We start from the raw sequence: 23,394 nt of genomic DNA, 5'->3' as shown, positions 1-23,394 counted from the left end.
AACTCACGTGGCCACATCGACGCAGTTCGTCCCTCCAGCGGCGCCATGGCGCATGCGCATGGCGTTAGCGCTGTCCGTGCTGCTTCATGTGCTGTTATTGGGCATTCCCATGGAAGGGGAAGTCTTCGGGCTGTCCGGCCTGCGCTTCCCGTGGGAAGAGCGGCGGCTGGCGGCGCGCGATCTGCAGATCGTGCTGGCGCCCGCGGCGCCCGCTGCCGCGCCAGCGCCGATCCCGGCGCCTCCGACACCATCCGCCCCTGTTCCACGCAAGCCGGCGGCGGCTGCGCTGCCAGCAAGCGCGCCGGTCCCGCCGCCGGCAGCCGAGCCCCCCGCCCCAGCGCCATCCCGCAGCGACGCCATTGCAAGGGTGGCAGCCGATCCCGAACCCGAACCCGAACCCGAACCCGAACCCGAACCCGATCGCGACGCCGCGGAGCAGGCGCGCGAGGTCGAGCTGATCGCGCTCGCGCGTGAGCAGGCCGAACGCGAGGCGAGCGCGCGCGTGGAGGCCGAACGGATCGCAGCGCGTCGGCGGGAAGAGGCGCGTCTCGAAGCCGAGCGTCTCGAAGCCTTGCAGCAGGCGCAGAAGGCGGAACAGGAGGCGGCGGCGCAGCGCGAGGCCGCGCGCCAGGAAGCAATCCAGCAAGAGCAGGCGCGGCAGGAACAAGCTAGGCAGGAACAAGCGAGGCAGGAACAAGCGAGGCTTGACCAAGCGCAGCGCGAACAGGAACGTGCAAGCGAGGCCCAGGCCCAGGCCAGCCAGGCGGCGGCGCAACAGGGGCCGGGCGATCGGGGCCCTCCCGCGCAACTGGCGCCACGCGCCGAACGGCTGCGCGCGATCGCCGAACAGCTCTCACGCGAAGCCGCCGGGCGCGACCGTGCGGGCAGTGCGCCGGGTGTGCCGCCACCCACGGTCAGCGGCCTGCGCCGTGGCTGGCTGTTCGGACGCGCCGACCCCAACCAGGACCTGGTCCTGTATGCGCAAGCCATGGGCCGCAAGATCGAATTGAACCGGACGCTGGACATGGTGCGCGAAGCGGTGAAGCAGCCGCATACGCAGCCGGTCGTGACGGTGGCGGTACGCGCCGACGGTTCGGTGGAGAAGGTCACGTTCGAGACGTCGAGCGGGGTGCCGGCGATCGACGACGGCATCCGCAGGATCATCGCGAGCCAGGCGCCATACGGTCCGTTCCCGCCGGCGCTGGCGCGGCAGTACGACGTGGTCGAGATCCGGCGCACCTGGCTGTTCGACGTCGCCGTACGCTTGCAATAAATGTCATAAAGTTGCTTGACAAGAACTCGTCGTGATCCTAAAGTGATATCACTTTGATGTTATTTACACGAGGAGACAAGCATGCACGCAGCACATACGCGCCGTGAATCGGCGTTTTCGTCGGCAAATGGCTATCTGGCGGCCTGCGCCGGGATCGTCCTGCTGCTGTTGTCCGCCTATCTCTTCAAGAGGATGGCCGAGTCGTCGGACGGCTTGTGGTTCCTGCTCGCCAGCGTGGTGGTCGGCATCGGGGGCCTGTTGCTCCTGAGCGGCCTCTACATGCTGCAGCCGAACGAGAGCGCGATCCTGACCCTGTTCGGCAAGTACATCGGCACCGACCGCAGCGAAGGGTTGCGCTGGGCCTTCCCGTTCTACGTCAAGCGCCGCCTGTCGCTGCGCGCCCGCAACTTCAATGCGCCGACGCTCAAGGTCAACGACAAGCGCGGCAACCCGGTCGAGATCAGCGCGGCGGTGGTCTGGCGCGTGCGCGACACCGCCCAGGCCGTGTTCGAGGTGGACGACTTCGAGCGCTATGTGTCGATCCAGGCCGAAGCAGCGCTGCGCCACCTGGCGTCGCAGTATGCCTACGACGAAGGCGAAGACCTGGCCCCGGGCGAGACCACCTTGCGCGCCGGCATGGACGTGGTGGCCGATACGCTCAAGGGCGAGCTGCAGGCGCGCTTCGAGGCGGCCGGCGTCGAGGTGCTCGACGCCAAGCTGACGCACCTGGCCTATGCCGCCGAGATCGCGCAGGTCATGCTGCGCCGCCAGCAGGCCGAAGCCATCATCAGCGCCCGCGCTAAAATCGTGCATGGCGCCGTGAGCATGGTGGAGACGGCCCTGAAAGGCCTGTCCGAGCGCGGCATCGTCGAGCTCGACGACGAGCGCAAGGCGGCGATGGTCAGCAATCTGCTCGTCGTGCTGTGCTCGGACAAGGAAACCCAGCCGATCGTGAATACCGGCACCCTGTACAACTAGCAGCGAAACGGCATGGCAAGTCCCGGCAAAAAAGCGTTCCCCCTGCGGATCGATCCAGCCCTGTGGGAGGAACTGCAGCGTCTCGCGGCGCGCGACCTGCGCAGCGTGAACGCGCAGATCGAGTTCCTGCTGCGCGAGAGCCTGGCCCGCCGCGGCGTGAAAGTCGGGGAAGCAAAGACCAGAAGTGGTGAAGATGAAACGTAGTTCGAGCGGTGGCCTGGTCTATTCCACCGAGAGCGGGCGCATGTGCCCCGACTGCCGGCAGCCGGTCGCCGCCTGCGCCTGCTCGGCCGCGGCGCGTGTGGTCGGGGACGGCGTGGTGCGCGTCTCGCGCCAGTCGAAAGGGCGGGGCGGCAAGACGGTCACGCTGGTCAAGGGCGTGGCGCTCGATCCGGTTGCGCTGGCGCTGCTGGGCAAGCAGCTGCGCACGGCCTGCGGTTCGGGCGGCACCGTCAAGGATGGCGTGATCGAAGTCCAGGGCGACCATTGCGAGCTGGTGATGGATACGTTGACCAGGCTGGGTCACGCGCCGAAACGGGCCGGGGGCTGAGCTGCGGCGGCGGCCCGCCCGCCGGGCAAGAGCGGTCAAGAGGGCAGCCATGTGCTAAAGTGACATGATTGCTGGTTGCGGACGCGACCGGCACGCCTTGATCCGCGCATGGCGGACGAGGCGGCGCGTATTCCCCCGGTCAAAGCGACCCAAATAATAAACCCCGGGTGTCCCATGAATCTGTTCGAACATTTGGCTGTCCTGGCGCTGCTGGTGCTGGCGGCCGGCTTCCTGTCGTTGACCGAGATCGCGCTCGCCGGCGCACGCAAGATCAAGCTGAAACTGCTGGCCGAGGCCGGCGACGAGCGGGCCCAGAAGGTGATGTCGCTGCAGGCCCAGTCGGCCGACTTTTTCGCCGCGTCGCAACTTGGCCTGAACGCCATCGCCATCCTCGGCGGCATCCTGGGCGAGGGCGCCCTGCGGCCGTTCTTCCTCGACTGGCTGTCGCTGTTCTACAGCGGCCCGGGCCGCGACAACGTGGCCTTCGCGCTCTCTTTCGTGTTCGTCACGACCCTGTTCGTGCTGTTCTCGGACCTGATGCCCAAGCGCCTGGCGATGATCGCCCCCGAGGCCACGGCGATGGCCGTGATCCGCCCGGTGCTGTTCGTGATCCGCCTGTTCCGGCCATTTTCCTGGGCGCTGAACAAGATCGCCAATATGCTGTTCCGCCTGTTCGGGGTCGACATGACGCGCGAAGACCGCATCACCTTCGACGAGATCTCGGCCGTCGTCGAAGCCGGCGCCCAGGCCGGTGTGTTGCAGAAGCAGGAGCAGCACTTCATCGAGAACGTGTTCGAGCTCGAATCGCGCACGGTCACCTCGACCATGACGACGCGCGAGAACGTCGTGTTCTTCGACCTGACCGAGCCCGAGGAAAGCATCCGCCAGAAGATCGCCAATCACTCGCTGTCGAAGTTCCCGGTGTGCGACGGCGTGATCGACCGCGTGGTCGGCTATGTCGACACGCGCGACATCCTGGTGCGCCTGCTGAGCAAGCAGACCAGGTTCCAGCTGAGCGAACTGACCATCCGCACGGCCCTGATCATCCCGGACACGCTGACCCTGTCCGAGATGCTCGACCGCTTCAGGTCGAGCAAGGAAACCTTCGCCATCGTCATCAACGAATACGCCTTCGTGGTCGGCGTGATCACGCTGAGCGACATCATGGTCACCGTCATGGGCCGCTGGGGCAGCCCGCTCGAAGCCGACCAGCAGACCTTGCAGCGCGACGACGGCTCGTGGCTGATCGACGGCAGCACGCCGGTGGCCGACATGAAGCGGGTGCTCGACCTGCAGTCGCTGCCCGAGGAAGAACGCTACGAAACGGCGGCCGGCTTCATGATGTACATGCTGCGCAAGGTGCCCAAGCCGACCGACAGCGTCGAGCATGAGGGCATGCGCTTCGAGGTGGTCGACGTCGACCACTACCGGATCGACCAGTTGCTGGTGAAGCGCCTGGAACGCGCCGACACGTCGCCCCTGTCGGTGGGTTCGCTGACCGACTAGGCAGGGGCGCCGGCGTCACGGCTGAGCCGTGCGTCAATATATCGCGCGCTTTGGTAGCCTGAGCTGGTCCGGCTCGCACGTGGATGCGGGCCGCCACCAACCACAGGAGCCCTTACATGTCTATCCGCAACCTGCTTTCTTCGATCCTGATCGGCGCCGTCGCCAGCGCGCGCTCGATGACGCCCATGGCCACCATCGCCACCGCGCGCCTGGCCGGCCGCGGCACCTCGGGCGACCTGTTCCTGCTGGACCGCCCGACCTTCAAGTATGGCGCGCTGGCGATGGGCGTCGGCGAGCTGCTCGGCGACAAGATGAAGAGCGCGCCCGACCGCACCGTCTTTCTCGGCCTGCTGGCGCGCGTGATGAGCGCGGGGATCGCCGGCGCGGCCTTGGCGCCGAAAGGCAGGGAAAAGGCGGGCGCCGCGGCCGCGGTGGCCACCGCCGTGCCGTTGGCCTACCTGACCCTGGCCGGGCGCAAGCAGGCGATGGCGCGCATCGGCCAGACCAGGAGCGGCTTGATCGAGGACGCGCTGGTCGTGGCCGCCGGCGCCGCGATCGTGGCGATGGCCACCAAGCCGCAGCGCGGCTACTGAGTCCTACAGGCGGCCGAGGCGCTCCAGCGCCAGTTGCAGCGTCGCGTCCTTCTTCGCGAAGCAGAAACGCACCACCCGCGATTCCTTCGGCTGGCCGTAGAAGGCCGACACCGGAATCGCCGCCACCTTGATCTCGGTGGTCAGCCAGCGCGCGAAATCCGCCTCGGACAGGTCGGACACGGCGTCATAGCGCACGCACTGGAAATACGTCCCATCCGACGGCAGCAGGGTAAAGCGCGAGCCGGCCAGGCCGGCGCGGAACAGGTCGCGCTTGGCCTGGTAGAAGGCGGGCAGGTCGCGCCACGGCGCCGGGTCTTGCAGGTAGGCCGCGATCGCGTGCTGCATCGGCGCCGTGACGCAGAATACGTTGTACTGGTGGACCTTGCGGAACTCGGTCATCAATGCCGCTGGCGCCGCCACATGGCCGATCTTCCAGCCGGTGACGTGGAAGGCCTTGCCGAAGCTCGACACCACGAAGGCGCGTTCGGCCAGCCTTGGGTCACGCGATACCGACGCATGCGGCTCGCCGTCGTACACCATGTGCTCGTAGACCTCGTCGGACAGCACCAGGATGGAAGTGCCGTCGACGATCGCCGCCAACGCATCGAGGTCGGCCTGGCGCAGGATGGTCCCGGTCGGGTTGTGCGGCGTGTTCACCACGATCATGCGCGTGCGCGGCGTGACCGCGGCGGCTACCTCATCCCACGGCACGCTGAATCCGGCCTCGTCGAAGCGCATCGCCACCGGCGCCACCACGCCGCCGGCCAGTGCGATTGCCGGCGCATAGCAGTCGTAGGCCGGCTCGATGACGATCACCTCGTCGCCCGGATGCACGACCGCGAGGATCGCCGTGTGGATGGCCTGGCTGGCGCCGACCGTGACGGTGATCTCGGTGTTGGCGTCGTAGCGGTGGCCGTAGGTCGCCTCGATCTTGGCGGCGATCGCCTGGCGCAGCACCGGCATGCCGGTCATGGGCGCGTACTGGTTATGGCCGGCGCGCATCGCCTCGGCCACCAGTTCGACCAGCTTCGGGTCGCAGGCGAAGTCGGGGAAGCCCTGGCCGAGGTTGACGGCGTCATGCTCGAGCGCCAGTTGCGACATCTGGGTGAACACGGTGGTGCCCACTTGGGGCAGGCGGGAGACCAGGGGAGGGAGGCTCATGGGCGTAGGCGGGTGGTGATGATGATGTTGGATAGCTTATTCTAGCTTGCCTTCGGCTCTGGCCTTGAGCCAGGCCTCGGGCAGCATGATGCGAAACAGGCCGGCCTGCGCCGTCTTGCGGCCCAGCTTGAGCAAGGCCTTGTCCTTGCTGATCAGGACCGCAGCGCCGGCGTCGCGCGCCAGTTCCATGAATTTCTGGTCGTCGCGGTCGGTGCACACCGGCAGGCGGATCGGCTTCGCTTCCGGCGCGACCAGGCGCAGCAGGGCGTCGAAGCGGGCCGCGGCCCGTTCGCGGCCGGCCTCGTCCAGCGGCAGATGCGGGTAGCGCAGCACGGCGAGGTATTCATCGCGGCATTCGGCGCGCGTGATCGCGTCGACCTGCTTCGTCTCGATGGCCGCCAGCAGCTCGGCCCAGCGCGGATCGTGGAACACGAACAGGTCGAGCAAGACGTTGGTGTCGATGACGATGGATTCTGCTGGAGCGGTTATCATGTAGCTTGTTTATTTGCGGAAAATTTTTGTTCGTTCATGCTGATTGTCCTGTCCCCCGCCAAGTCGCTCGATCTCGAATCGCCCCTGACCACCAAGCAACATACCACTCCCGACTTCATCCCGCAGGCCGCGGAACTGATCGAGGTGCTGCGCGATTATTCGCCGGCCCGGATCAGCGAGCTGATGGACCTGTCGGATGCCCTCTCGGTGCTGAACGTCGGCCGCTACGCCCACTGGCAGCCCGACCATGCCGAGGCGCGCCCGGCCATCATGTCGTTCAACGGCGACGTGTACACCGGCTTCGACGCCCCGAGCCTGGACGCGCAAGGGCTCAAGTACGTGCAGCGCCATGTGCGCATCCTGTCGGGCCTGTACGGCCTGCTGCGGCCGCTGGACCAGATGCATCCTTACCGCCTCGAGATGGGCACCAAGCTGGCCAACGCGCGTGGCAAGGATCTGTATGCGTTCTGGGGCGAGACCATCACCCGGGCGCTGAACCGCCAGCTGGCCGAGACCCGGTCCACGGCGCTGGTCAACCTGGCCTCGACCGAGTACTTCAAGTCGGTCAAGCCGAAGCTGCTCGATGCGCCGGTGATCGAGCCGGTGTTCCAGGACTGGAAGAACGGCCAGTACAAGATCATTTCGTTCTTCGCCAAGCGCGCCCGCGGCATGATGGCGCGCTATGCGGCCGATCGCGGCATCACCGATCCGGAGCAGCTCAAGGAATTCGACGTCGACGGCTATGCCTATGAGCCGGGCGCTTCGAAGGAGCGCGCGTGGGTGTTCCGCCGCCGGATCGACGCCTGAGCGAGGCCCGGGCCGAAAGGACCGCCGGCGCTGGACGGCGCCGGCGCTGTGATCTTATTCGACCGCGTCCTTCGGCGATGGCTTCGGCCCGCTCTTGGCCCAGAACTTCCACCATGGCGCCTCGCCGCGCGCGTTCGGATTGATGAAGTAGCTGTTCGGATAGTTGAGCAGGAACACGCGCTGGGTATCGTCGCGCAGCAGCGGCATGCCGAGCTTGTCGTAGCTGCGCATCATGATGAACAGCGCTTCTTCGCGCGCCGGCGCGTCGCTGTAGTTGGTCACCGCATCCTGGGCGCGGTTGAGCGCCGCCAGGTAGGCGCCGCGGCGATAGTAGTAATTGGCGACGTGCACTTCGTACTGCGCCATCGCGTTGATCAGGTAGCTCATGCGCTCGATCGAGTCTTGCGCATATTTGCTGTTCGGGAACTTGTCGACCAGGGCCTTGAAGGCGGCGAAGGCTTCGCGCGTCGCGCGCGGATCGCGTTCGGTCGGGTCTTGTTCGTAGACGAAGCTGAAGAAGCCGAGCTGGTCGTTGAAGTTGACCAGGCCGCGCAGGTAATACATATAGTCGACCTGGGCATGGTTCGGGTGCAGCTTGATGAAACGCTCGACCGCGGCCAGCGCCTCGGCCTGGTCGCCCGCTTTGTAGTGGGCGTAGGCGATCTCCATCTGCGCCTGCGTTGCATAGACGCCAAACGGGAAGTTGGTTTCGAGCCGCTGGAACAGCGGAATTGCGGCTTCGTAGTGCCCGCCGGCCATCTCATCGCGCGCCTCAGCGTATAATTTCTCCGCCGACCAGTTTTTGGATTCGTCGGCAGGCTTCGGCAGAACACTGCATGCCGAGAGGCCGACGAGGGCGCAAGTTGCGACCAACACAGACAATTTTTTTTGCATAGCTTTTTGCAGAGAAGTTTTACCTAGATTCAACGAACGGCTGATTATAGCCGATGGGACTGACGTGATATTAACTCCTGCGCCGGATTCGGCGGATTTACCTATTGACCCTGACTTTGACGATGAACTGGAGGCCGGGTTCGCCCCCGCGCCCGGCATCGACCTGTCGCCGATCACGCTGGCGCTGCAAGAGGAACACTGCGGCCAGCGCCTCGACAAGGTGGTGGCCGGCCTCGTGCCCCAGTTCTCGCGCAGCCGCCTGCAGCAATGGTTCGAAAGCGGCCACATCACGGTTGACGGCAAGCCGGCGCGCGGCAAGGACACGGCCTATGGCGACGAGACGATCGTCGTCGAACCGCAGGCCGCGCCCGAGGACACGGCGTTCGCGCCGGAGCCGATGGACCTGAACATCGTCCACGAGGACGACGACATCATCGTCATCAACAAGCCGGCCGGCCTGGTCGTGCATCCCGGCTCGGGCAACTGGAGCGGCACCTTGCTCAACGGCCTGCTGCATCACTGCCCGCAACTGGTGGGCGTGCCGCGCGCCGGCATCGTGCACCGCCTGGACAAGGATACCAGCGGCTTGATGGTGGTCGGCAAGACCCTGGCCGCCCAGACCGACCTGGTGCGCCAGCTGCAGGCGCGCACCGTCAAGCGCGAATACTTCGCGCTGGTCTGGGGCACGCCGCGCGCCTCGGGCACCATCGACAGCCCGATGGGGCGCGACGCCAAGGACCGCGTCAAGATGGCGGTCTCGAACAGCCCGTTCGCCAAGCCGGCGATCACCCATTACGAGCGCGTCGTCACCGGCGAGCTCGATCGTCGTCCGGTGTCGCTGGTGCGCTGCCGCCTCGAGACCGGCCGCACCCACCAGATCCGCGTCCATATGCAGTCGCTGGGCTTCGCGCTGGTGGGCGACGCCGTCTATGGCAAGCGCCACCTGACGCCGGTCTTCCACCGCCAGGCGCTGCAGGCGCGCCGCCTCGGCCTGGTGCATCCGGGCACCGGCGAGCAATGCGAATGGACGGTGCCGCTGGCCGACGACTTCGCCGCGCTGATCGCCCAGGCGGGCATCGAGGAGCCGCAGGACGGCGACGTCAAGAACGAGATCGACGACGAGGATGACGACGACGGCGTCGTCACCTACCGCGTATGACGCATCGAGCGCTTGGCGCCGCCGACCTGGTATGGCCGGACTGGCCCGACCTGCCGGCCTCGATCGGGGCGCTGGCCACCAGTCGCGATGGCGGCATCAGCGCCGCGCCGTATGACGACGGCAAGGGCGGCGGTGGCCTGAACCTGGGCCTGCACGTGAACGACGACCCGGACGCCGTGCGCGCCAACCGCGAGCGCCTGCAAGCCTGGCTGCCTGGTCGTCCGGCCTGGATCGCCCAGGTGCATGGCGCCGACGTGGTCGATGCCGTGAAGGTGGGGCCGGAGCGGCCGGTGTGTACCGGCGACGCCAGCACGGCGACGGCGCCGGGCATCGTGTGCGCGATCCTGACCGCCGACTGCCTGCCGGTGCTGTTCGCCGACCTCGATGGCAAGGTGGTGGGCGCGGCCCACGCCGGCTGGCGCGGCCTGGCCGGCGGCGTGCTGGGCGCGACCGTGAGCGCCATGCGCGCGGCCGGCGCCGGCGAAATCACCGCCTGGATGGGTCCGGCCATCGGTCCCGACGCCTTCGAGGTGGGGCAGGACGTGGTGGACGCCTTCGTGGCGGCGATCCCGGGGGAGGCCACGCGCGCCTGCTTCCGTGACTATCCTGACCGTCCGGGTAAATACCTGGCCGATATGTTCACCCTGGCGCGCCTGATGCTGGCGCGCGACGGCGTCGAACGCGTCCATGGCGGCGGCTTGTGCACCGCCAGCGCGCCCGAGCGCTTCTATTCCTACCGCCGCGACGGCGTCACCGGCCGTCAGGCCAGTTTGATCTGGATCAAGTGACAGATCGGCATCCTGGCCGATACTGCTCAGTCGCCGTCACCATCCGCATCCGATGGGGCGGCGGCATCCCCGGTTCCACCGTTCTCCCCCGGTTTGCGCGGGCCCTGCGCCGCCGTTCGGCTACGCTGCCGACGCCGCTTTGCGCCAGTGAGATAAAAAAGAATGGATAATGGCACTGCGCAATAAAAAACGAAGGTCATGATCCCGCCGACCACCGTCGGTTCGGTCGCCGCCATGAGCACGACAACATATATCCAGGCGATGGCGACGATCCACATGATGTTCTGTTTTTTTGGTTGAAGAGACGAGATTCTAACAACGGATGCCCACATGAACATGCCTGACCCGCAAGCTGTCGCCGCAACCTGGCTGTCCCAATTCACCGATCCCAAGGCCTGGGAGGGCTGGATGAAGATGGCGCCCATGACGCCGCCGCCGGCCTCGGCCAATCCGCTAACCGGTTTCCTGAAAGACGTCGGCGCCGGCATCGACCCGCTCAAGCTCGAATCGATCCGCGACGACTATCTCAAAAAGGGCGCCCAGCTGTGGCAAGATTTTGTGTCGGGCAAGACGCCCGAGCTGCATGACAGGCGCTTCTCGGCTTCCGAATGGACGGCGCATCCGCTGTCGGCATTCTCGGCCGCCTCCTATCTGCTCAATTCCGAGTTCATGCTGGCGCTGGCCGACGCGGTCGAGGCCGGCCCACGCGAGCGCCAGAAGATCCGGTTCGCGGTCCAGCAAATGGTCGACGCCATGTCGCCCGCCAATTTCTTCGCGACGAATCCGGAAGCGCAGAAGAAGATGATCGACACCAAGGGCGAGAGCCTGACCAAGGGCATGGCGAATATGCTGGCCGACCTGCAGAAGGGCCGCATCTCGCAATCGGACGAATCCGCCTTCGAGGTCGGCCGCAACGTCGGCAACACGCCAGGCCAGGTGGTGTTCGAGAACGAGCTGTTCCAGCTGATCCAGTACACCCCTGGCACGCCGACCGTGCGCAGCGTGCCGCTGCTGATGATCCCGCCGTGCATCAACAAGTTCTACATCCTCGACCTGCAGCCCGAGAATTCGCTGGTGCGCTACGCGGTGGAGCAGGGCAATACCGTGTTCATGGTGTCCTGGCGTAATCCGGACCGCAGCCAGGCGAACCTGCGCTGGGACGATTACGTCGAAACCGGCGCGATCCGCGCGCTGGACGTGGTGGGCGACATCACCGGGCAAGAAAAGGCCCATGTGTTCGGCTTCTGCGTCGGCGGCACGATCGCCGCCACCGCGCTGGCGGTGCTGGCCGCGCGCGGCCGCCAGCCGGCCGCCAGCCTGACGCTGCTCACGACCTTGCTCGATTTTTCCGATACCGGCGTGCTCGAAGTGTTCGTCGACGAGGCCCAGGTGGCGCTGCGCGAACAGACCCTGGGCGGCGGCGGCCTGATGCCGGGACGCGACCTGGCGACAACGTTCTCGGCCCTGCGTCCAAACGACCTGGTATGGAACTATGTGCAGCAAAACTATTTGAAGGGCAAGGAACCGCTGGCCTTCGACCTGCTGTACTGGAATGCCGACAGCACCAACCTGCCGGGGCCGATGTTCTGCTGGTACCTGCGCAACACCTACCTGGAAAACAAGCTCAAGAATCCGGGCGCATTGACGGTGTGCGGCGTGCCGGTCGACCTCGGCAAGATCGATGCGCCGGTGTTCATGTACGGCTCGAAGGAAGACCATATCGTGCCATGGCAGGCGGCGTATGCCTCGATGGGGCTGCTCAATCCGAAGAAGCCGAAGGCGAACCGTTTCGTGCTGGGCGCGTCGGGCCATATCGCCGGCGTCATCAATCCGGCGGCGAAGAACAAGCGCAGCTACTGGGTCAACGACGAGGTTGGCAAAGCGGGCGGAAAAGCCGGCGGAAAGTCGCGACCCAGGGACGATGCCGCCTGGTTCGACGGCGCGGTCGAGCACAAGGGGAGCTGGTGGCCGGAGTGGGCAAAATTCCTGGCGCAACACGGCGGCGCCGAGGTGCCGGCGCCAGAGACGCCCGGCAATGCGCAATACACGGCGCTGGAACCGGCGCCCGGCCGCTACGTCAAGGCGCGTGCCGATTGACGGCGGGAGTGGTTTGTTGACAGAAAAGCTAATACAGTGAATAAACTGGTAATTGCTGCACCTGCGTCAATTGCATGGTATGGTGTCTGCTGTCCGTTTACTGCCGACCTGGCAGCGGGGGGGGCAGGAGACGAACCGGCCATGCCGGCGCACACAATTCTAAGTACGAGGCTCACGAAGCCGCGGCGCAACCTATGGAACGAGAGATGAGCAGTGTGAAGAAAAGTACGGAACGCCTGATCAAGAAATACCCGAACCGTCGCCTGTACGACACGCAGACCAGTTCATACATTACGCTGTCCGACGTCAAACAGCTCGTGCTCGACGCCGACGAGTTCACCGTGGTCGATGCCAAGAGCAATGAAGACCTGACCCGTAGCATCCTGCTGCAGATCATCCTCGAAGAGGAAGCCAACGGCGTCCCGATGTTCTCGAGCTCGGTCCTGGCCCAGATCATCCGCTATTACGGCCACGCGATGCAGGGCATGATGGGTTCTTACCTGGAAAAGAACGTGCAAGCCTTCACCGACATCCAGAACAAGTTCACCAGCAACGCCGCCGGCGCGCTCGAAGGCAAGCCGTTCAGCCCCGAGATGTGGACCCAGTTCATGAACGTCCAGGGCCCGATGATGCAGGGCATGATGAACAACTACATCGACCAGAGCAAGAACCTGTTCCTGCAGATGCAGGAGCAGATGCAGAACCAGAGCAAGGCAATGTTCGGCGCTTTCCCGTTCCCGGGCATGCCGACCAATCCGACCGACAAGAAATAAGCGCGTCGCACAGCGCTGCAACACAGCGGCCCGGCGCTCCCACCGGGCCCCCGGGTTCAGGTACAATCGCGGATTGCCCAAATCATTTGTTGTCCGCCCATGCCTGAACTCCGTCGTAATCCTTCTGCCAACTCCAGCAGCATCGCGGCCGCCGCGAAAGCCCCAGCCATCGTCATCCCGACGCCAGCCGCGGGTGTGACTGCGCCGAAGGTCGGCTTCGTCTCGCTCGGCTGCCCGAAGGCGCTGGTCGATTCCGAGCAGATCCTGACCCAGCTGCGCGCCGAAGGCTACCAGACCGCCAAGTCGTACGACGGCGCCGACCTGGTGATCGTCAACACCTGCGGCTTCATCGACGCCGCGGTGCAGGAGTCGCTCGACGCGATCGGCGAGGCGCTGGCCGAGAATGGCAAGGTGATCGTCACCGGCTGCCTGGGCGCCAAGAAGGATGCCGCGGGCGACGACATCATCACCAAGGTGCACCCGAAGGTGCTGGCCGTGACCGGCCCGCACGCCGTGACCGAGGTGATGGAATCGGTGCACCTGCACCTGCCGAAACCGCACGACCCGTTCATCGACCTGGTGCCGGACCACGGCGTCAAGCTCACGCCCAAGCACTACGCCTACCTGAAGATTTCCGAAGGCTGCAACCACCGCTGCAGCTTCTGCATCATCCCGTCGATGCGCGGCGACCTGGTGTCGCGCCGCATCGACGAGGTGCTGCTCGAGGCTGAGAACCTGTTCAAGGCCGGCGTCAAGGAACTGCTGGTGATCTCGCAGGACACGTCCGCCTACGGCGTCGACGTCAAGTTCCGCACCGGCTTCTGGAACGGCCGTCCGATCAAGACCCACATGACGCAGCTGGTCGAAGCGCTGGGCCAGCTGGCGCGCCAGTACGATGCGTGGGTGCGCCTGCACTACGTCTATCCTTACCCGCACGTCGACCAGGCGATCCCGTTCATGGGCGACGGCCATGTGCTGCCTTACCTCGACATCCCGATGCAGCATGCGCATCCCGATGTGTTGAAGCGCATGAAGCGCCCGGCCAGCGGCGAGAAGAACCTCGAGCGCATCCTCAACTGGCGCAAGATGAACCCGGACCTGACGATCCGCTCGACCTTTATTGCCGGCTTCCCGGGCGAGACCGAGGCCGAGTTCGAATACCTGCTGGACTTCCTGAAGGAAGCGCAGATCGACCGCCTGGGCTGCTTCGCCTATTCGCCGGTCGAAGGCGCGACCGCCAACGAGCTGGCCAATCCGGTGCCCGAAGAAGTGCGCGAGGAGCGCCGCGCGCGCGTGATGCTGCTGCAAGAGGAAATCTCGGCCAAGCGCCTGCAGGCGAAGGTCGGCAAGACCTTGCGCGTGCTGGTCGACGAAGTCGGCCCGCGCGAAGCGATCGGTCGCTCGGCCGCAGATGCGCCGGAAATCGACGGCGTGGTCCACATCAAGCGTCCGCTGGTGCCGGGCAAGCAGAAGCTGGCGGTCGGCCAGTTCGCCGACGTGGTCGTGACCCGCGCCGATGCCCACGACCTGTGGGCCAACCCGCTCTGAAGCATTCATCACAACCCCGGCGCGCGAGTCCTATGAACGAGAAGTCGATCCAGACCACCCTGATCCATAGCGACTACGTCGCGCCGAGCGGCTTCGATGCCTTCCCGCCCGGCATCCACCGCGCGTCGACGGTGCTGTTTCCGAACACCGCGGCGATGCGCTCGACCGAGTGGCGCGACAAGCAGGCGTATACCTATGGCCTGCACGGCACGCCGACCACGTTTACGCTCGAGGCCAAGCTGGCCGAGATCGAAGGCGGCGCGCATTGCTTGCTGACGCCCTCGGGCCTGGCGGCGATCGCGATGGTCGACTTCGCCTTGCTCAAGAGCGGCGACGACGTCCTGCTGCCGGATAACGTCTACAACCCGAACCGCGAGCTGGGACGCTGGCTGACCCAGGACTTCGGCGTGTCGGCGCGCTACTACGACCCCATGATCGGGGCCGGCATCGCGGAGCTGATCCGGCCGAACACGAAGTTGCTGTGGACCGAGGCGCCGGGATCGGTGTCGATGGAAGTGCCGGACCTGCCGGCCCTGTGCCAGGCGGCCCATGCGCGCGGCGTGGTCGTCGCGCTGGACAACACCTGGGCGGCCGGGCTGGCGCTGCGCGGCTTCGACCACGGCGTCGACATCGTCATGCATGCGCTGACCAAGTACCAGTCGGGCGGCGCGGACCTCTTGATGGGCGCCGTGATCACGCGTGACAGGGCGCTGAACGACCGCATCGCCCAGGCGCATATGCGGCTCGGCATGGGCGTGAGCCCGGACGACGCCTACCTGGTGCAGCGCGGCCTGCCGACGATGAAGCTGCGCTTCGAGCGCCACGACGCCAGCGCGCGCGAGTTGGCGGCCTGGTTCAAGGCGCGCCCCGAAGTGAGCAAGGTGCTGCATCCGGCGTTCGAGGATTGCCCTGGTCACGCGTCCTGGAAGCGCGATTTCACGGGCGCCGGCGGACTGTTCTCGGTCGTGTTCGATCCGCGCTTTGATGAGGCCCAGGTCGACCGCATGGTCGACGCCTTGACGCTGTTTGGCATCGGCTACAGTTGGGGCGGACCGAACAGCCTGGTGATGCCGTACCGGATCAAGAGCCTGCGCGACAAGTGGGTCGATCCCGGCGTGCTGGTGCGCTTCAATGTTGGCCTGGAAGAGCCAGGCGACCTGATCGCCGATCTGGAACGGGCGTTCGGCCAGCTGTAAACTGGAAATGGGGCCTGGTCGGCCCCATTCGTTTTTAAACCGGCATTGCCCGGTTACTGTTCAGGTCGAGGAAGCCGCGCACCAGGCGGTAGGCCTTCCATACCCAGACCACGAACCACAGCAGGTAGGCGATCGGAATGCCGATCACGGTCATGAACAGCACGCCGCCGACCGCCATCCAGGCCACGTACCACCAGAACGAGCGGATCATCCAGGTGTGATGGCTGTGGACCATCGTCCCCGCGGTTTCCGGGCGCTTGATGTAGTTGATGATCACCGGGACGATCGACAGCATCCCGAGCGAAAAGAAGAACGTCAGCGCATGGATGACGTACAGGATGCGCGCCCACTGCTTGTTGTCCTCGACGCCTCGTTCCAAAACCAGTTCTTGCGACATAATGGCTCCTCATAAGGACGGGATCGGCCCCGTTCGTTGCCATTGTAGCAGCGTCGATCGCGCAGGCCCGGGTCATGCCGGCCGGAATCACGAAGGATTCAGCCTACATGTTGCTGGACCCAGGCCGCGAGCCGCCCCGCATCCATGGCGCCCGACTGGCGCGCGATCTCGCGTCCGCCCTTGAACAGCGCGAGCGTCGGGATGCTGCGGATCGCGAAGCGTGCGGACAGGTCCTGCGAGCGCTCGGTATCGACCTTCAGCAGGCGCACCTGTGGCTCCAGGCGCTGGGCGGCCTGGGCATACGCCGGCGCCATCATCTTGCACGGGCCGCACCATTCGGCCCAGAAGTCGACCAGCACCGGGATGTCGTTGCGGCCCACGTGGCGCTCGAAGCGGGCGCTGTCGACGTCCAGCGGACGGCCGCTGAAGATGGCTTGCGAACATTTGCCGCAAGTAGGGGCGTCCTGCAGGCGCGCCTGCGGCATGCGGTTGACCGCATCGCAGTGCGGGCAGACGACGTGGAGCGGGTCGCTCATGGGTGTTCTCCTTCGGTGTGCGATGACGGTATTGTAAGCGGCGCCGCGCAATCCCGTCGCCGCCCCAGCCATGCGCCGCGCCCGGCCCGACTTGCATAGAATCGGGGAAACGACACGACCACGATAGTCCCATGCCTCAAACCGAATCGCCCGGGCGCCTGCTCGTCGGCTGCGCCGGCTGGAGCCTGCCCAAGGCTTGCGCCGACGCTTTTCCCGTCGAGGGAAGCCACCTGGAACGGTATGCCGCCGTTTTCCCCACGGTGGAAATCAATTCCTCGTTCTACAAGCCGCACAAGCCGGAAACCTATGCCCGCTGGGCCGCGAGCGTCCCGGACGACTTTCGCTTCGCCGTCAAGGTGCCGCGCGCCATGACGCACGAGGCGCGCCTGCTCGAGGTCGACGAGCAGCTCGACCGCTTCCAGCGTGAGGCCGGCATGCTGGGCGACAAGCTCGGCTGCCTGCTGGTGCAGCTGCCGCCGCGCTTCGGCTTCACCGACGCGCCGGCGCATGCCTTCTTCGATGGCCTGCGCGCGCGCTTTGCCTGCAGCATCGCCTTCGAGGCGCGCCATGCGAGCTGGTTCTCGCAGCCGGCCACGGACTTGCTGCGCGAGTGCGGCGTGATCCGCGTGATCGCCGATCCGGCCGCCGGCCAGCCGGGACCGCACGAGCCCACCAGCGACAGCGAGGTCTACGTGCGCCTGCACGGCACGCCGCGCATCTATTACTCGCGCTATCCGCAACAAGAGATCGCACGCTGGCGCGCCGAATTCGATGCGCTGGTTTCCCAGGGGCGCAAGGTATGGTGCATCTTCGATAATACGGCGGAAGGCGCGTCCGTCCCGAATGCGTTGGAATTGATGCACGGATAGGTCGTGCAGGTAAATTAGGATTTTGCGATACTGCTGGCATCATGGTGACCGCGACTTTTCGTTTCTATCAGGAACTTAGCGAATTCCTGCCGCGCGAGCGGCGCGGCCGCACCTTCGCCGCCGATTGCGCGCGCCGGTCGACCACCAAGCACATGATCGAGGCGCTCGGCGTGCCGCATACCGAGGTCGAGATGGTGCTGGTCAATGGGGCCGAAAGCGGTTTCGACCGGATGCTGGAAGATGGCGACCACGTTGCCGTGTATGCGCGCTTCGCGCTGCTGGAAGTCGGCCCGCATGGCGGCGTGGGGCCGGAGCGGCTGCGCGAGCGCGCGCGCGAGCGCATGCGCTTCGTCGCCGACGCGCACCTGGGCGGCCTGGCGCGCCTGCTGCGCATGGCCGGCTACGACACGCTGTATGACAACCATTACCACGACGACGACGTCGCGGACCTGGCCGAAAACGACGACCGCATCGTCCTGACGCGCGATCGCGAGCTGCTCAAGCGGCGCTCGATCGTGCACGGCTGCTATATCCACGCCCTCGATCCGCCGCAGCAGCTGCGCGAGCTGTTCGGGCGGCTCGACCTGGCCGGCGGCGCGCGCCCGTTCTCGCTCTGCCTGCACTGCAACCTGCCGCTGCGCGCGGTCGACAAGGCGAGCGTGCTCGATCGCCTGCCGGCGTCGGTGCGCGCGCTGCACGACAGCTTCACCACCTGCGACAACTGCCTGCGGGTCTACTGGAAGGGTTCGCACTACCAGCGCATGGCGGCGCTGCTGGCGGCGCTCGGCCAGCGCAGCGAAGGCCCCCTGGACGACTTTGCCGATGTAGAATCGCCGGAGGAATCCGACTTCCATCCGTGAGCGTGACTACCTCTGCCGCAGCCTCATCCCATTCTCCGGCGTTGACCGCCGGCATGCCCCTGCGGGTCGAATGCCCGCCGGGCGCCTGCGTGTGCGAGCGCGAACGGGTGCTGGCCGACCCGGCGGCCGACCAGCGTCCCCTCCTGATCACGCGCCAGCAAGAGCAAAAGCTGATCGAGCGCATCGAACGCGTCGACAGCTATGCCGACCTGCGGCACGTGCAAAACCTGATCCGCAAGAACGTCGGCAGCGAGCTGCGCATCGCGCCCGGCCCCAACGAGGTGCGCACCGTGCGCGGCATCCTGATCGTGCTCGAGGAGCGTCCGGGCCTGTGCAAGAAGCTGCGCCAGTCGGTGCCGGCGGCGGTGCGGCGGCGCCTGGCCGAGCGGCCCGAGATCGCCTGGGCGATCCTCGATGCCCATGACCTGTTTGGCGCAGGCTGACGCGGAATGGGTGCGCTGCGGGCCTGGCCTGTACGCGAACCGTCCGGCTCTTATACAATCGATGACAGAGCGGCATCGGCCGCCCGTGAACCACCGCGCGCGGTTTTGTTCCTGCGCGCAGCATCCTGGAGAATCCCATGTCGGGCTATAGCATCAATATTGAAGAAAAAACGCTTGCAGGAAACAACTTCCGCGAAGTGCTGTACACCACCAAGCGCAGCCAGCTGGTCATCATGACGCTGCAGCCGGGCGAGGAGATCGGCCTCGAGCACCACGATGGCCACGACCAGTTCATCCGCGTCGAAGCGGGCGAGGGTGTGGCGCTGCTGGACGGCGAAGAGCACAAGCTGGAAGACGGCGTCGCCGTGGTGATTCCGGCCGGCACCGAGCACAACGTCATCAATACCTCGAAGACCGAGCCGATGCGTCTGTACACCCTGTACACCCCGCCGGAGCACCCGGATGGCATCATCCACGCCACCAAGGCCGAAGCGGACGAGTACGAGCGCCAGCACGGGCATTGATGCTCAGTAGGCGACAGAACACCGGGAGGGCAGCGAGCCGCTCCCGGCGCTCGCCCTCGTCGTCATGACAGGCCCAGGTCCAGACTGAGCCTGGTGACAATGACGTAGGTGAGAAGTGCCAGCCCCAGCAGCGACAGCACGAAGATGGCGGCTACCTTGGCCGCCGCGCGCAGCACCGCGCGCCTCTCCTCGATCTTCCCTTTCTTCCCCTGGTCGTAATGCCACTTGATGGCGAAGAACATGCCCGTGCCCAGCACGAGTCCCTTGAAGATGACGAAGACGACAGGGATCCATTCCATGATGTTGAGTACTTCCCGGCTATTTACTTGACACTGAATCGAGGAACGCGGCCTCGGGTCGTTGATTTGTATGGCGTAGGTGCCAGCATGTTGAGGCATACTACTTGAAAGCAATCTCCATACATCGAGACAAAATGTCCCAGTTGAAAGCCATACAAGATGATCAGGCGCCAGGCTGGTTGCCGCGCTTGGCCGTGCACGGCGGACCCCGGTTCTTACAGATTGCCGATGCCTTGCAGGCGGCGCTGGTGGATGGATCGCTGAAGCCGGGCGATCGTCTACCGCCGCAGCGCCAGCTGGCAGCGCAGTTGCACGTCGATTTGACGACGATCACGCGCGCCTACGATGAAGCCAGGCGCCGCAACTTGCTGGAAGGTCGGGGCGCCCGGGGCACGTATGTCGCGGCGCCGAAAGTCGAACTGAATCCGATCCTCGACCTGAGCATGAACACGCCGCCGCCGCCGGCTGGCGTGGACTTCGACGATTTGATGAAGCAAGGGTTGTCCCAGGTGTTGATGAGTGCGGACAGTGAATTGCTGATGACGTATCACCTGGGCGGGGGCAGCGACGCCGACCGCAAGGCCGGCGCGACATGGCTCGCACCGATGTTTGGGCAGCTGGATCCCGGCCAGCTCGTCGTCTGTCCGGGTGCGCAAGCGGCCATCGCCGCCGCCATCCTGGCGCTGACGGAGCCCGGCGCCGTCATCCTGGCGGAGCCGATGACGTATCCCGGCTTGCGCGCCGCGGCGACCCAGTTCGGCCGCCATATCGTCGCGGTGGAAGCGGACCGGCACGGGATGGTGCCCGGGATGCTCGAGGAGGCGTGCCGTCGGCATCGGCCCGGGCTGGTCTACCTCAATCCCACGCTGCAGAATCCGACCGCCATCACCATGCCGGAACGCCGGCGCAAGGAACTCGCCGCGATCGCGCAGCGCTGCAATGTGCGCATCCTCGAGGACGATCCCTACTGGCTCCTGGCCGACGCTGCGCCACCGCCTGTCGCCACATTCGCCCCGCAACAGGTGGTCTACGTCTCGACCCTGTCGAAATGCCTGACGCCCGGCTTGCGTGTCGCTTTCGTGCTGATTCGCGATCCGCACGAACGTGAACGTTTCCTGGCCGCGCTGAGATCATTCGCGCTGATGGTCGGCCCCTTGAGCGCCGCGCTGGCGACCCAGTGGATCCTCGACGGTTCGGCCGAGGGATTGATGCACGGCGTGCGTAACGAGGCGCGCCTGCGCCAGCGGATGGCGCGGGATATCCTGGCGGGGCGCGATCGCGGCCTCGGTGACGGCCTGCACGTCTGGCTCGAGTTGCCGTCGTACTGGAGCTCCTCGCAGCTGGCGCGGGCGGCCGACAGCGAGGGCATCGCGGTCACGCCGGCGGAAACATTCGCCACCGGCGGCGCAGCCGTGAACGCGATCCGCATTTCCCTGGGCAGCATCAAGGACCGTGGACGTTTGCAGGCGGGTCTTCAACGGCTGTCTCATCTGCTTGCGCGGCGGCCGGAGTCGTTCAGCGCTGCCGTGGTTTGACTGCCCAGGCAACAACGATCATTGAGCCGGGCATAAAGGCGACAAAGCCGGCATGCGCCGGCTTTGTTTCTTCTTTGTTGCTTACCAGCCGTAAGGCCAGCGCGTCCCGATACTCGCACCCCAGCCACGATGGCGGTGACCATGCCAGCTGCTGCGGCCGAAGTCGAAGCCCAGGCCGATCGAGATCGGCGGATACCAGTAGCGCGGCTGCTCGACGACCACCGGCTGCGGCACATAGACCGGCTGCTGCTGCACCCACACCGGTTGTTGCTGCACGACCACCGGTTGCTGGGTGCGATAGACCGGCGTCACCGACGTCGTCGTCCAGCCCGAGCCTGGCGCCGCAGTGGCGATCGGCGTCGAGGTGACGACCCCGCCCTGGCCGGAGGCCGCGACCTGGGCGCCGGTGCCGACCGGCACCGGGGTGACGGACACGACCCGCCATTGGCTGGGATCGGACGGTTGCGCGTAGGTATACGTCGGGCCGGGCGCGGCGCAGCCGGCCAGCAGGCCGAGTGACCCGAGAATGATGGCGATATTTTTCATGGCGGTCCTCCTGATATTGCCATCATACGGGCTACCCTGGCAGTGTGCTTATGCAATTACACCCTGTTACATGGCGCCCCGTCGCGGCAGGGCGCTAGGCGCCCATCAGCGACGACAGCGCCGCCAGCGGCACCGCCGCGGCCAGCGCCTCGTACCCGACGTCGTTCGGATGCAGTCGGTCGCCGCTATCGTACGCGGCGCGCAGCCGCTGCGGATCGTTCGGATCGCGCAGCGCCAGGTCGACGTCGGCCAGCAGGTCGAACGGCAGCGCGCTGCGCATCCAGGCATTGGCCGCCTGCCGCACCGCCTCGCGCGCCGGGGTGTAGTAGACGAAGCCGAGGAAGGGCGGCAGGGTCGCGCCGAGCACCGGGATGCCGTGCAGGTGGGCGCGCGCCACCAGCTGCAAGTAGCCGGCAATCAGGTCGTCGACCGGGATCGGCGCCGACGACGGGCTGTAGACGATGTCGTTGATGCCGATCAGCACCGCCAGCCCGCCTACGCCGGCGGTGGACAGCACGTCGCGGTCGAAACGCTCCAGCAAGTCTTTGCCGGCCAACAGGGCGGTGGGCGTATCGGCCAGCATGCGGTTGGCCGAGATGCCGCGGTTGACGACGCCGATGCGATTGCTGCCGAGCTCCAGCTGGATGCGGCGCGCCAGGAAGTCGGGCCAGCGCCGGTTGCCGTTCGAGGTGCTGCCCACGCCGTCGGTGACGGAGTCGCCCACCGCCACCAGCACCGGCGCCGCGCGGTCGACGTCGACTTCGGTGAGGAAGGGCCAGGAGGCGAAGGCGCGCTGGACCGGGAGCGAGGCCTGGGCGCCGAAGTCGCCCGTGGTCGAGGCATAGCTGGCCTGGTAGGCGGCGTTATGGATCGTGCTCGCCTGCACCGTGCCGGGGAAATACAGGCTGATCGCGAGGTCGGTGAGCGGCGCCACCGGCAGCGAGACCGGATCGGACACCACCGGCGCGCCGGCTGGAATCGTGACCGCGGTGCGCCCGCCGAAGGTGAGCTGGCGGCTGGTGCCGGCGGTGACGACGGCGCCGCCGGCGCGCAGGCCGACGTGGGCCCCGGTCAGCCGCAACGCGGTATCGCCCATCTCGTTCGACAGCCGGATGCGGATGCGGTTGCCGCCGAGGCTGGTGCGCACGATCAGGCGCAAGGTCTGGTTGGTGAAGGTCAGCAGCGAGGCGGACGGCGGCGGGCCGGCCGGCGCGCAGCCCCAGCACGCGCTCCAGCGCTCGGGCAGGCCCGCCTGGGCCTGCACGTCGGCCATCGGCGCGGCCAGCGCGCCCGCCAGGGCCGGCGCGCCGAGCAGGATGCGTCGTCGGCTCTGGTCGACGCCATGGCCGGCCTCGAGCTGCGACGGGGAAGGAGTGACAGGGGAGTCGGAAGCACTGGAATCCGGAAGGGACATGGCGGGCTCCTGAGTAAGGTCGAGAACTGGCGGTCGCGGTACGCGCGCCAGTCCACGATAGCGCAGAGCGCATGCGACGCGGGTACGGTCGCTTATATTGTTTGCGCTGCGTCGTGCGGATTTCTGATGGGCAGGGTTGCCAGCTAAAAATCAGCA

At 66.3% G+C, this 23,394-nt stretch carries 27 protein-coding genes; 18 read left to right on the top strand and 9 right to left on the bottom strand.

What is annotated here, in order from left to right; genetic code table 11:
- The first annotated feature begins 58 nt into the window (after nt 1–58).
- The 6 genes from ABIB42_RS05750 (at nt 59) to ABIB42_RS05725 (ending at nt 4,900) form a co-directional block, all read left to right on the top strand.
- Nucleotides 59–1,273 (top strand): TonB C-terminal domain-containing protein, encoded by a 1,215-nt coding sequence (locus tag ABIB42_RS05750; protein WP_169331343.1) that lies wholly within the window; start codon nt 59–61, stop codon nt 1,271–1,273.
- An 81-nt stretch (nt 1,274–1,354) separates the two neighbouring features.
- Nucleotides 1,355–2,251 (top strand): SPFH domain-containing protein, encoded by an 897-nt coding sequence (locus tag ABIB42_RS05745; protein WP_005670155.1) that lies wholly within the window; start codon nt 1,355–1,357, stop codon nt 2,249–2,251.
- Between the two features lie 12 nt (nt 2,252–2,263).
- Nucleotides 2,264–2,455 (top strand): hypothetical protein, encoded by a 192-nt coding sequence (locus ABIB42_RS05740; protein WP_005670157.1) that lies wholly within the window; start codon nt 2,264–2,266, stop codon nt 2,453–2,455.
- Nucleotides 2,445–2,801: a translation initiation factor Sui1 gene (locus ABIB42_RS05735; protein WP_005670158.1), complete on the top strand. Its 357-nt coding sequence runs from the start codon at nt 2,445–2,447 to the stop codon at nt 2,799–2,801. The genes ABIB42_RS05740 and ABIB42_RS05735 overlap by 11 nt, the downstream gene beginning before the upstream one ends.
- A 174-nt stretch (nt 2,802–2,975) precedes the next feature.
- Nucleotides 2,976–4,307 (top strand): hemolysin family protein, encoded by a 1,332-nt coding sequence (locus ABIB42_RS05730; protein WP_005670160.1) that lies wholly within the window; start codon nt 2,976–2,978, stop codon nt 4,305–4,307.
- A 116-nt stretch (nt 4,308–4,423) separates the two neighbouring features.
- Nucleotides 4,424–4,900, top strand: a complete 477-nt coding sequence (locus ABIB42_RS05725; RefSeq protein WP_184237574.1) for a hypothetical protein — start codon at nt 4,424–4,426, stop codon at nt 4,898–4,900.
- Between the two features lie 3 nt (nt 4,901–4,903).
- Here ABIB42_RS05725 and ABIB42_RS05720 read toward each other — a convergent pair whose 3' ends face one another.
- Both ABIB42_RS05720 and ABIB42_RS05715 read right to left on the bottom strand, forming a co-directional pair.
- Entirely contained in the window at nt 4,904–6,061 is a 1,158-nt protein-coding gene (locus ABIB42_RS05720; RefSeq protein ID WP_219863843.1) for a pyridoxal phosphate-dependent aminotransferase, read from the bottom strand.
- A 36-nt stretch (nt 6,062–6,097) separates the two neighbouring features.
- On the bottom strand, nt 6,098–6,553 hold the full coding sequence (locus tag ABIB42_RS05715; protein WP_005670167.1) for a putative toxin-antitoxin system toxin component, PIN family: 456 nt from the start codon (nt 6,551–6,553) through the stop codon (nt 6,098–6,100).
- Between the two features lie 36 nt (nt 6,554–6,589).
- Here ABIB42_RS05715 and yaaA point away from each other — a divergent pair, with 36 nt between their 5' ends.
- Nucleotides 6,590–7,360 carry a peroxide stress protein YaaA gene (gene yaaA, locus ABIB42_RS05710; RefSeq protein ID WP_005670169.1) on the top strand — a complete coding sequence of 257 codons (771 nt, stop codon included), beginning with the start codon at nt 6,590–6,592 and terminating at the stop codon, nt 7,358–7,360.
- A 54-nt stretch (nt 7,361–7,414) separates the two neighbouring features.
- Here yaaA and ABIB42_RS05705 read toward each other — a convergent pair whose 3' ends face one another.
- Entirely contained in the window at nt 7,415–8,254 is an 840-nt protein-coding gene (locus ABIB42_RS05705) for an outer membrane protein assembly factor BamD (protein ID WP_005670171.1), read from the bottom strand.
- Between the two features lie 64 nt (nt 8,255–8,318).
- Here ABIB42_RS05705 and ABIB42_RS05700 point away from each other — a divergent pair, with 64 nt between their 5' ends.
- Together ABIB42_RS05700 and pgeF are read left to right on the top strand one after the other, a co-directional pair.
- On the top strand, nt 8,319–9,413 hold the full coding sequence (locus ABIB42_RS05700) for an RluA family pseudouridine synthase (RefSeq protein ID WP_005670173.1): 1,095 nt from the start codon (nt 8,319–8,321) through the stop codon (nt 9,411–9,413).
- Entirely contained in the window at nt 9,410–10,201 is a 792-nt protein-coding gene (gene pgeF, locus ABIB42_RS05695) for a peptidoglycan editing factor PgeF (RefSeq protein ID WP_005670175.1), read from the top strand. The genes ABIB42_RS05700 and pgeF overlap by 4 nt, the downstream gene beginning before the upstream one ends.
- Nucleotides 10,202–10,227: 26 nt before the next feature.
- Here the strand turns inward: pgeF and ABIB42_RS05690 are convergent, their stop codons facing one another.
- Nucleotides 10,228–10,533: a hypothetical protein gene (locus ABIB42_RS05690; protein ID WP_085986727.1), complete on the bottom strand. Its 306-nt coding sequence runs from the start codon at nt 10,531–10,533 to the stop codon at nt 10,228–10,230.
- Between ABIB42_RS05690 and phaC the strand changes: the two genes are divergently transcribed.
- From phaC to ABIB42_RS05670, 4 genes are all read left to right on the top strand, one after another.
- Complete coding sequence (gene phaC, locus ABIB42_RS05685; protein WP_219863845.1) at nt 10,532–12,298, top strand: class I poly(R)-hydroxyalkanoic acid synthase; 1,767 nt, start codon at nt 10,532–10,534, stop codon at nt 12,296–12,298. The genes ABIB42_RS05690 and phaC overlap by 2 nt on opposite strands.
- Before the next feature lie 206 nt (nt 12,299–12,504).
- Entirely contained in the window at nt 12,505–13,071 is a 567-nt protein-coding gene (phaR, locus tag ABIB42_RS05680) for a polyhydroxyalkanoate synthesis repressor PhaR (protein WP_005670179.1), read from the top strand.
- A gap of 99 nt (nt 13,072–13,170) precedes the next feature.
- Nucleotides 13,171–14,619 (top strand): 30S ribosomal protein S12 methylthiotransferase RimO, encoded by a 1,449-nt coding sequence (gene rimO, locus ABIB42_RS05675; RefSeq protein WP_221434644.1) that lies wholly within the window; start codon nt 13,171–13,173, stop codon nt 14,617–14,619.
- 32 nt (nt 14,620–14,651) lie between these two features.
- Nucleotides 14,652–15,815: a cystathionine beta-lyase gene (locus ABIB42_RS05670; protein ID WP_219863847.1), complete on the top strand. Its 1,164-nt coding sequence runs from the start codon at nt 14,652–14,654 to the stop codon at nt 15,813–15,815.
- Nucleotides 15,816–15,849: 34 nt separating this feature from the next.
- On the opposite strand, the gene ABIB42_RS05665 is transcribed toward ABIB42_RS05670, so the two are convergent.
- Both ABIB42_RS05665 and trxC read right to left on the bottom strand, forming a co-directional pair.
- Nucleotides 15,850–16,212: a DUF4870 family protein gene (locus ABIB42_RS05665; protein ID WP_005670185.1), complete on the bottom strand. Its 363-nt coding sequence runs from the start codon at nt 16,210–16,212 to the stop codon at nt 15,850–15,852.
- Nucleotides 16,213–16,310: 98 nt separating this feature from the next.
- Nucleotides 16,311–16,748, bottom strand: coding sequence for a thioredoxin TrxC (gene trxC, locus ABIB42_RS05660; protein ID WP_005670187.1), 438 nt, complete (start codon nt 16,746–16,748; stop codon nt 16,311–16,313).
- Nucleotides 16,749–16,879: 131 nt separating this feature from the next.
- Between trxC and ABIB42_RS05655 the strand changes: the two genes are divergently transcribed.
- From ABIB42_RS05655 to ABIB42_RS05640, 4 genes are all read left to right on the top strand, one after another.
- On the top strand, nt 16,880–17,617 hold the full coding sequence (locus tag ABIB42_RS05655) for a DUF72 domain-containing protein (protein WP_219863848.1): 738 nt from the start codon (nt 16,880–16,882) through the stop codon (nt 17,615–17,617).
- A 41-nt stretch (nt 17,618–17,658) separates the two neighbouring features.
- The gene (locus ABIB42_RS05650) at nt 17,659–18,477 is read left to right on the top strand and encodes a Mut7-C RNAse domain-containing protein (protein WP_219863851.1); all 819 of its coding nucleotides are present in this window, start codon (nt 17,659–17,661) and stop codon (nt 18,475–18,477) included.
- 53 nt (nt 18,478–18,530) lie between these two features.
- Nucleotides 18,531–18,920, top strand: coding sequence for a hypothetical protein (locus ABIB42_RS05645; RefSeq protein ID WP_071363920.1), 390 nt, complete (start codon nt 18,531–18,533; stop codon nt 18,918–18,920).
- A 137-nt stretch (nt 18,921–19,057) separates the two neighbouring features.
- The gene (locus tag ABIB42_RS05640) at nt 19,058–19,444 is read left to right on the top strand and encodes a cupin domain-containing protein (RefSeq protein WP_005670194.1); all 387 of its coding nucleotides are present in this window, start codon (nt 19,058–19,060) and stop codon (nt 19,442–19,444) included.
- A gap of 62 nt (nt 19,445–19,506) precedes the next feature.
- On the opposite strand, the gene ABIB42_RS05635 is transcribed toward ABIB42_RS05640, so the two are convergent.
- Entirely contained in the window at nt 19,507–19,743 is a 237-nt protein-coding gene (locus ABIB42_RS05635) for a hypothetical protein (protein WP_005670196.1), read from the bottom strand.
- Between the two features lie 134 nt (nt 19,744–19,877).
- On the opposite strand from ABIB42_RS05635, the gene ABIB42_RS05630 reads away from it, so the two are divergent.
- A complete protein-coding gene (locus tag ABIB42_RS05630; protein ID WP_219863853.1) occupies nt 19,878–21,278 on the top strand; it encodes a PLP-dependent aminotransferase family protein in 1,401 nt (466 codons plus the stop codon).
- Nucleotides 21,279–21,359: 81 nt separating this feature from the next.
- Here the strand turns inward: ABIB42_RS05630 and ABIB42_RS05625 are convergent, their stop codons facing one another.
- Nucleotides 21,360–21,824, bottom strand: coding sequence for a hypothetical protein (locus tag ABIB42_RS05625; protein ID WP_071363084.1), 465 nt, complete (start codon nt 21,822–21,824; stop codon nt 21,360–21,362).
- A 94-nt stretch (nt 21,825–21,918) separates the two neighbouring features.
- Nucleotides 21,919–23,238 (bottom strand): SGNH/GDSL hydrolase family protein, encoded by a 1,320-nt coding sequence (locus tag ABIB42_RS05620; RefSeq protein WP_005670203.1) that lies wholly within the window; start codon nt 23,236–23,238, stop codon nt 21,919–21,921.
- Nucleotides 23,239–23,394 lie beyond the last annotated feature (156 nt).

This window comes from Massilia sp. UYP32 (assembly GCF_050434365.1).
Lineage (GTDB): Bacteria > Pseudomonadota > Gammaproteobacteria > Burkholderiales > Burkholderiaceae_D > Telluria > Telluria timonae.
The sequence above is the reverse complement of the archived record's forward strand: the minus strand, read 5'-3'. Positions and strand labels throughout refer to the sequence as shown.

Coding starts and splice junctions, on each gene's coding strand:
- ABIB42_RS05665 (WP_005670185.1), bottom strand. CDS start 16,212: ATGTCGCAAGAACTGGTTTTGGAACGAGGCGTCGAGGACAACAAGCAG.
- ABIB42_RS05735 (WP_005670158.1), top strand. CDS start 2,445: ATGAAACGTAGTTCGAGCGGTGGCCTGGTCTATTCCACCGAGAGCGGG.
- ABIB42_RS05670 (WP_219863847.1), top strand. CDS start 14,652: ATGAACGAGAAGTCGATCCAGACCACCCTGATCCATAGCGACTACGTC.
- ABIB42_RS05690 (WP_085986727.1), bottom strand. CDS start 10,533: ATGTGGGCATCCGTTGTTAGAATCTCGTCTCTTCAACCAAAAAAACAG.
- yaaA (WP_005670169.1), top strand. CDS start 6,590: ATGCTGATTGTCCTGTCCCCCGCCAAGTCGCTCGATCTCGAATCGCCC.
- ABIB42_RS05625 (WP_071363084.1), bottom strand. CDS start 21,824: ATGAAAAATATCGCCATCATTCTCGGGTCACTCGGCCTGCTGGCCGGC.
- ABIB42_RS05740 (WP_005670157.1), top strand. CDS start 2,264: ATGGCAAGTCCCGGCAAAAAAGCGTTCCCCCTGCGGATCGATCCAGCC.
- trxC (WP_005670187.1), bottom strand. CDS start 16,748: ATGAGCGACCCGCTCCACGTCGTCTGCCCGCACTGCGATGCGGTCAAC.
- ABIB42_RS05750 (WP_169331343.1), top strand. CDS start 59: ATGGCGTTAGCGCTGTCCGTGCTGCTTCATGTGCTGTTATTGGGCATT.
- ABIB42_RS05725 (WP_184237574.1), top strand. CDS start 4,424: ATGTCTATCCGCAACCTGCTTTCTTCGATCCTGATCGGCGCCGTCGCC.
- ABIB42_RS05640 (WP_005670194.1), top strand. CDS start 19,058: ATGTCGGGCTATAGCATCAATATTGAAGAAAAAACGCTTGCAGGAAAC.
- ABIB42_RS05650 (WP_219863851.1), top strand. CDS start 17,659: ATGGTGACCGCGACTTTTCGTTTCTATCAGGAACTTAGCGAATTCCTG.
- ABIB42_RS05620 (WP_005670203.1), bottom strand. CDS start 23,238: ATGTCCCTTCCGGATTCCAGTGCTTCCGACTCCCCTGTCACTCCTTCC.
- ABIB42_RS05645 (WP_071363920.1), top strand. CDS start 18,531: ATGCCCCTGCGGGTCGAATGCCCGCCGGGCGCCTGCGTGTGCGAGCGC.
- phaC (WP_219863845.1), top strand. CDS start 10,532: ATGAACATGCCTGACCCGCAAGCTGTCGCCGCAACCTGGCTGTCCCAA.
- ABIB42_RS05635 (WP_005670196.1), bottom strand. CDS start 19,743: ATGGAATGGATCCCTGTCGTCTTCGTCATCTTCAAGGGACTCGTGCTG.
- ABIB42_RS05705 (WP_005670171.1), bottom strand. CDS start 8,254: ATGCAAAAAAAATTGTCTGTGTTGGTCGCAACTTGCGCCCTCGTCGGC.
- ABIB42_RS05745 (WP_005670155.1), top strand. CDS start 1,355: ATGCACGCAGCACATACGCGCCGTGAATCGGCGTTTTCGTCGGCAAAT.
- ABIB42_RS05630 (WP_219863853.1), top strand. CDS start 19,878: ATGTCCCAGTTGAAAGCCATACAAGATGATCAGGCGCCAGGCTGGTTG.
- ABIB42_RS05720 (WP_219863843.1), bottom strand. CDS start 6,061: ATGAGCCTCCCTCCCCTGGTCTCCCGCCTGCCCCAAGTGGGCACCACC.
- ABIB42_RS05715 (WP_005670167.1), bottom strand. CDS start 6,553: ATGATAACCGCTCCAGCAGAATCCATCGTCATCGACACCAACGTCTTG.
- phaR (WP_005670179.1), top strand. CDS start 12,505: ATGAGCAGTGTGAAGAAAAGTACGGAACGCCTGATCAAGAAATACCCG.
- ABIB42_RS05655 (WP_219863848.1), top strand. CDS start 16,880: ATGCCTCAAACCGAATCGCCCGGGCGCCTGCTCGTCGGCTGCGCCGGC.
- pgeF (WP_005670175.1), top strand. CDS start 9,410: ATGACGCATCGAGCGCTTGGCGCCGCCGACCTGGTATGGCCGGACTGG.
- rimO (WP_221434644.1), top strand. CDS start 13,171: ATGCCTGAACTCCGTCGTAATCCTTCTGCCAACTCCAGCAGCATCGCG.
- ABIB42_RS05730 (WP_005670160.1), top strand. CDS start 2,976: ATGAATCTGTTCGAACATTTGGCTGTCCTGGCGCTGCTGGTGCTGGCG.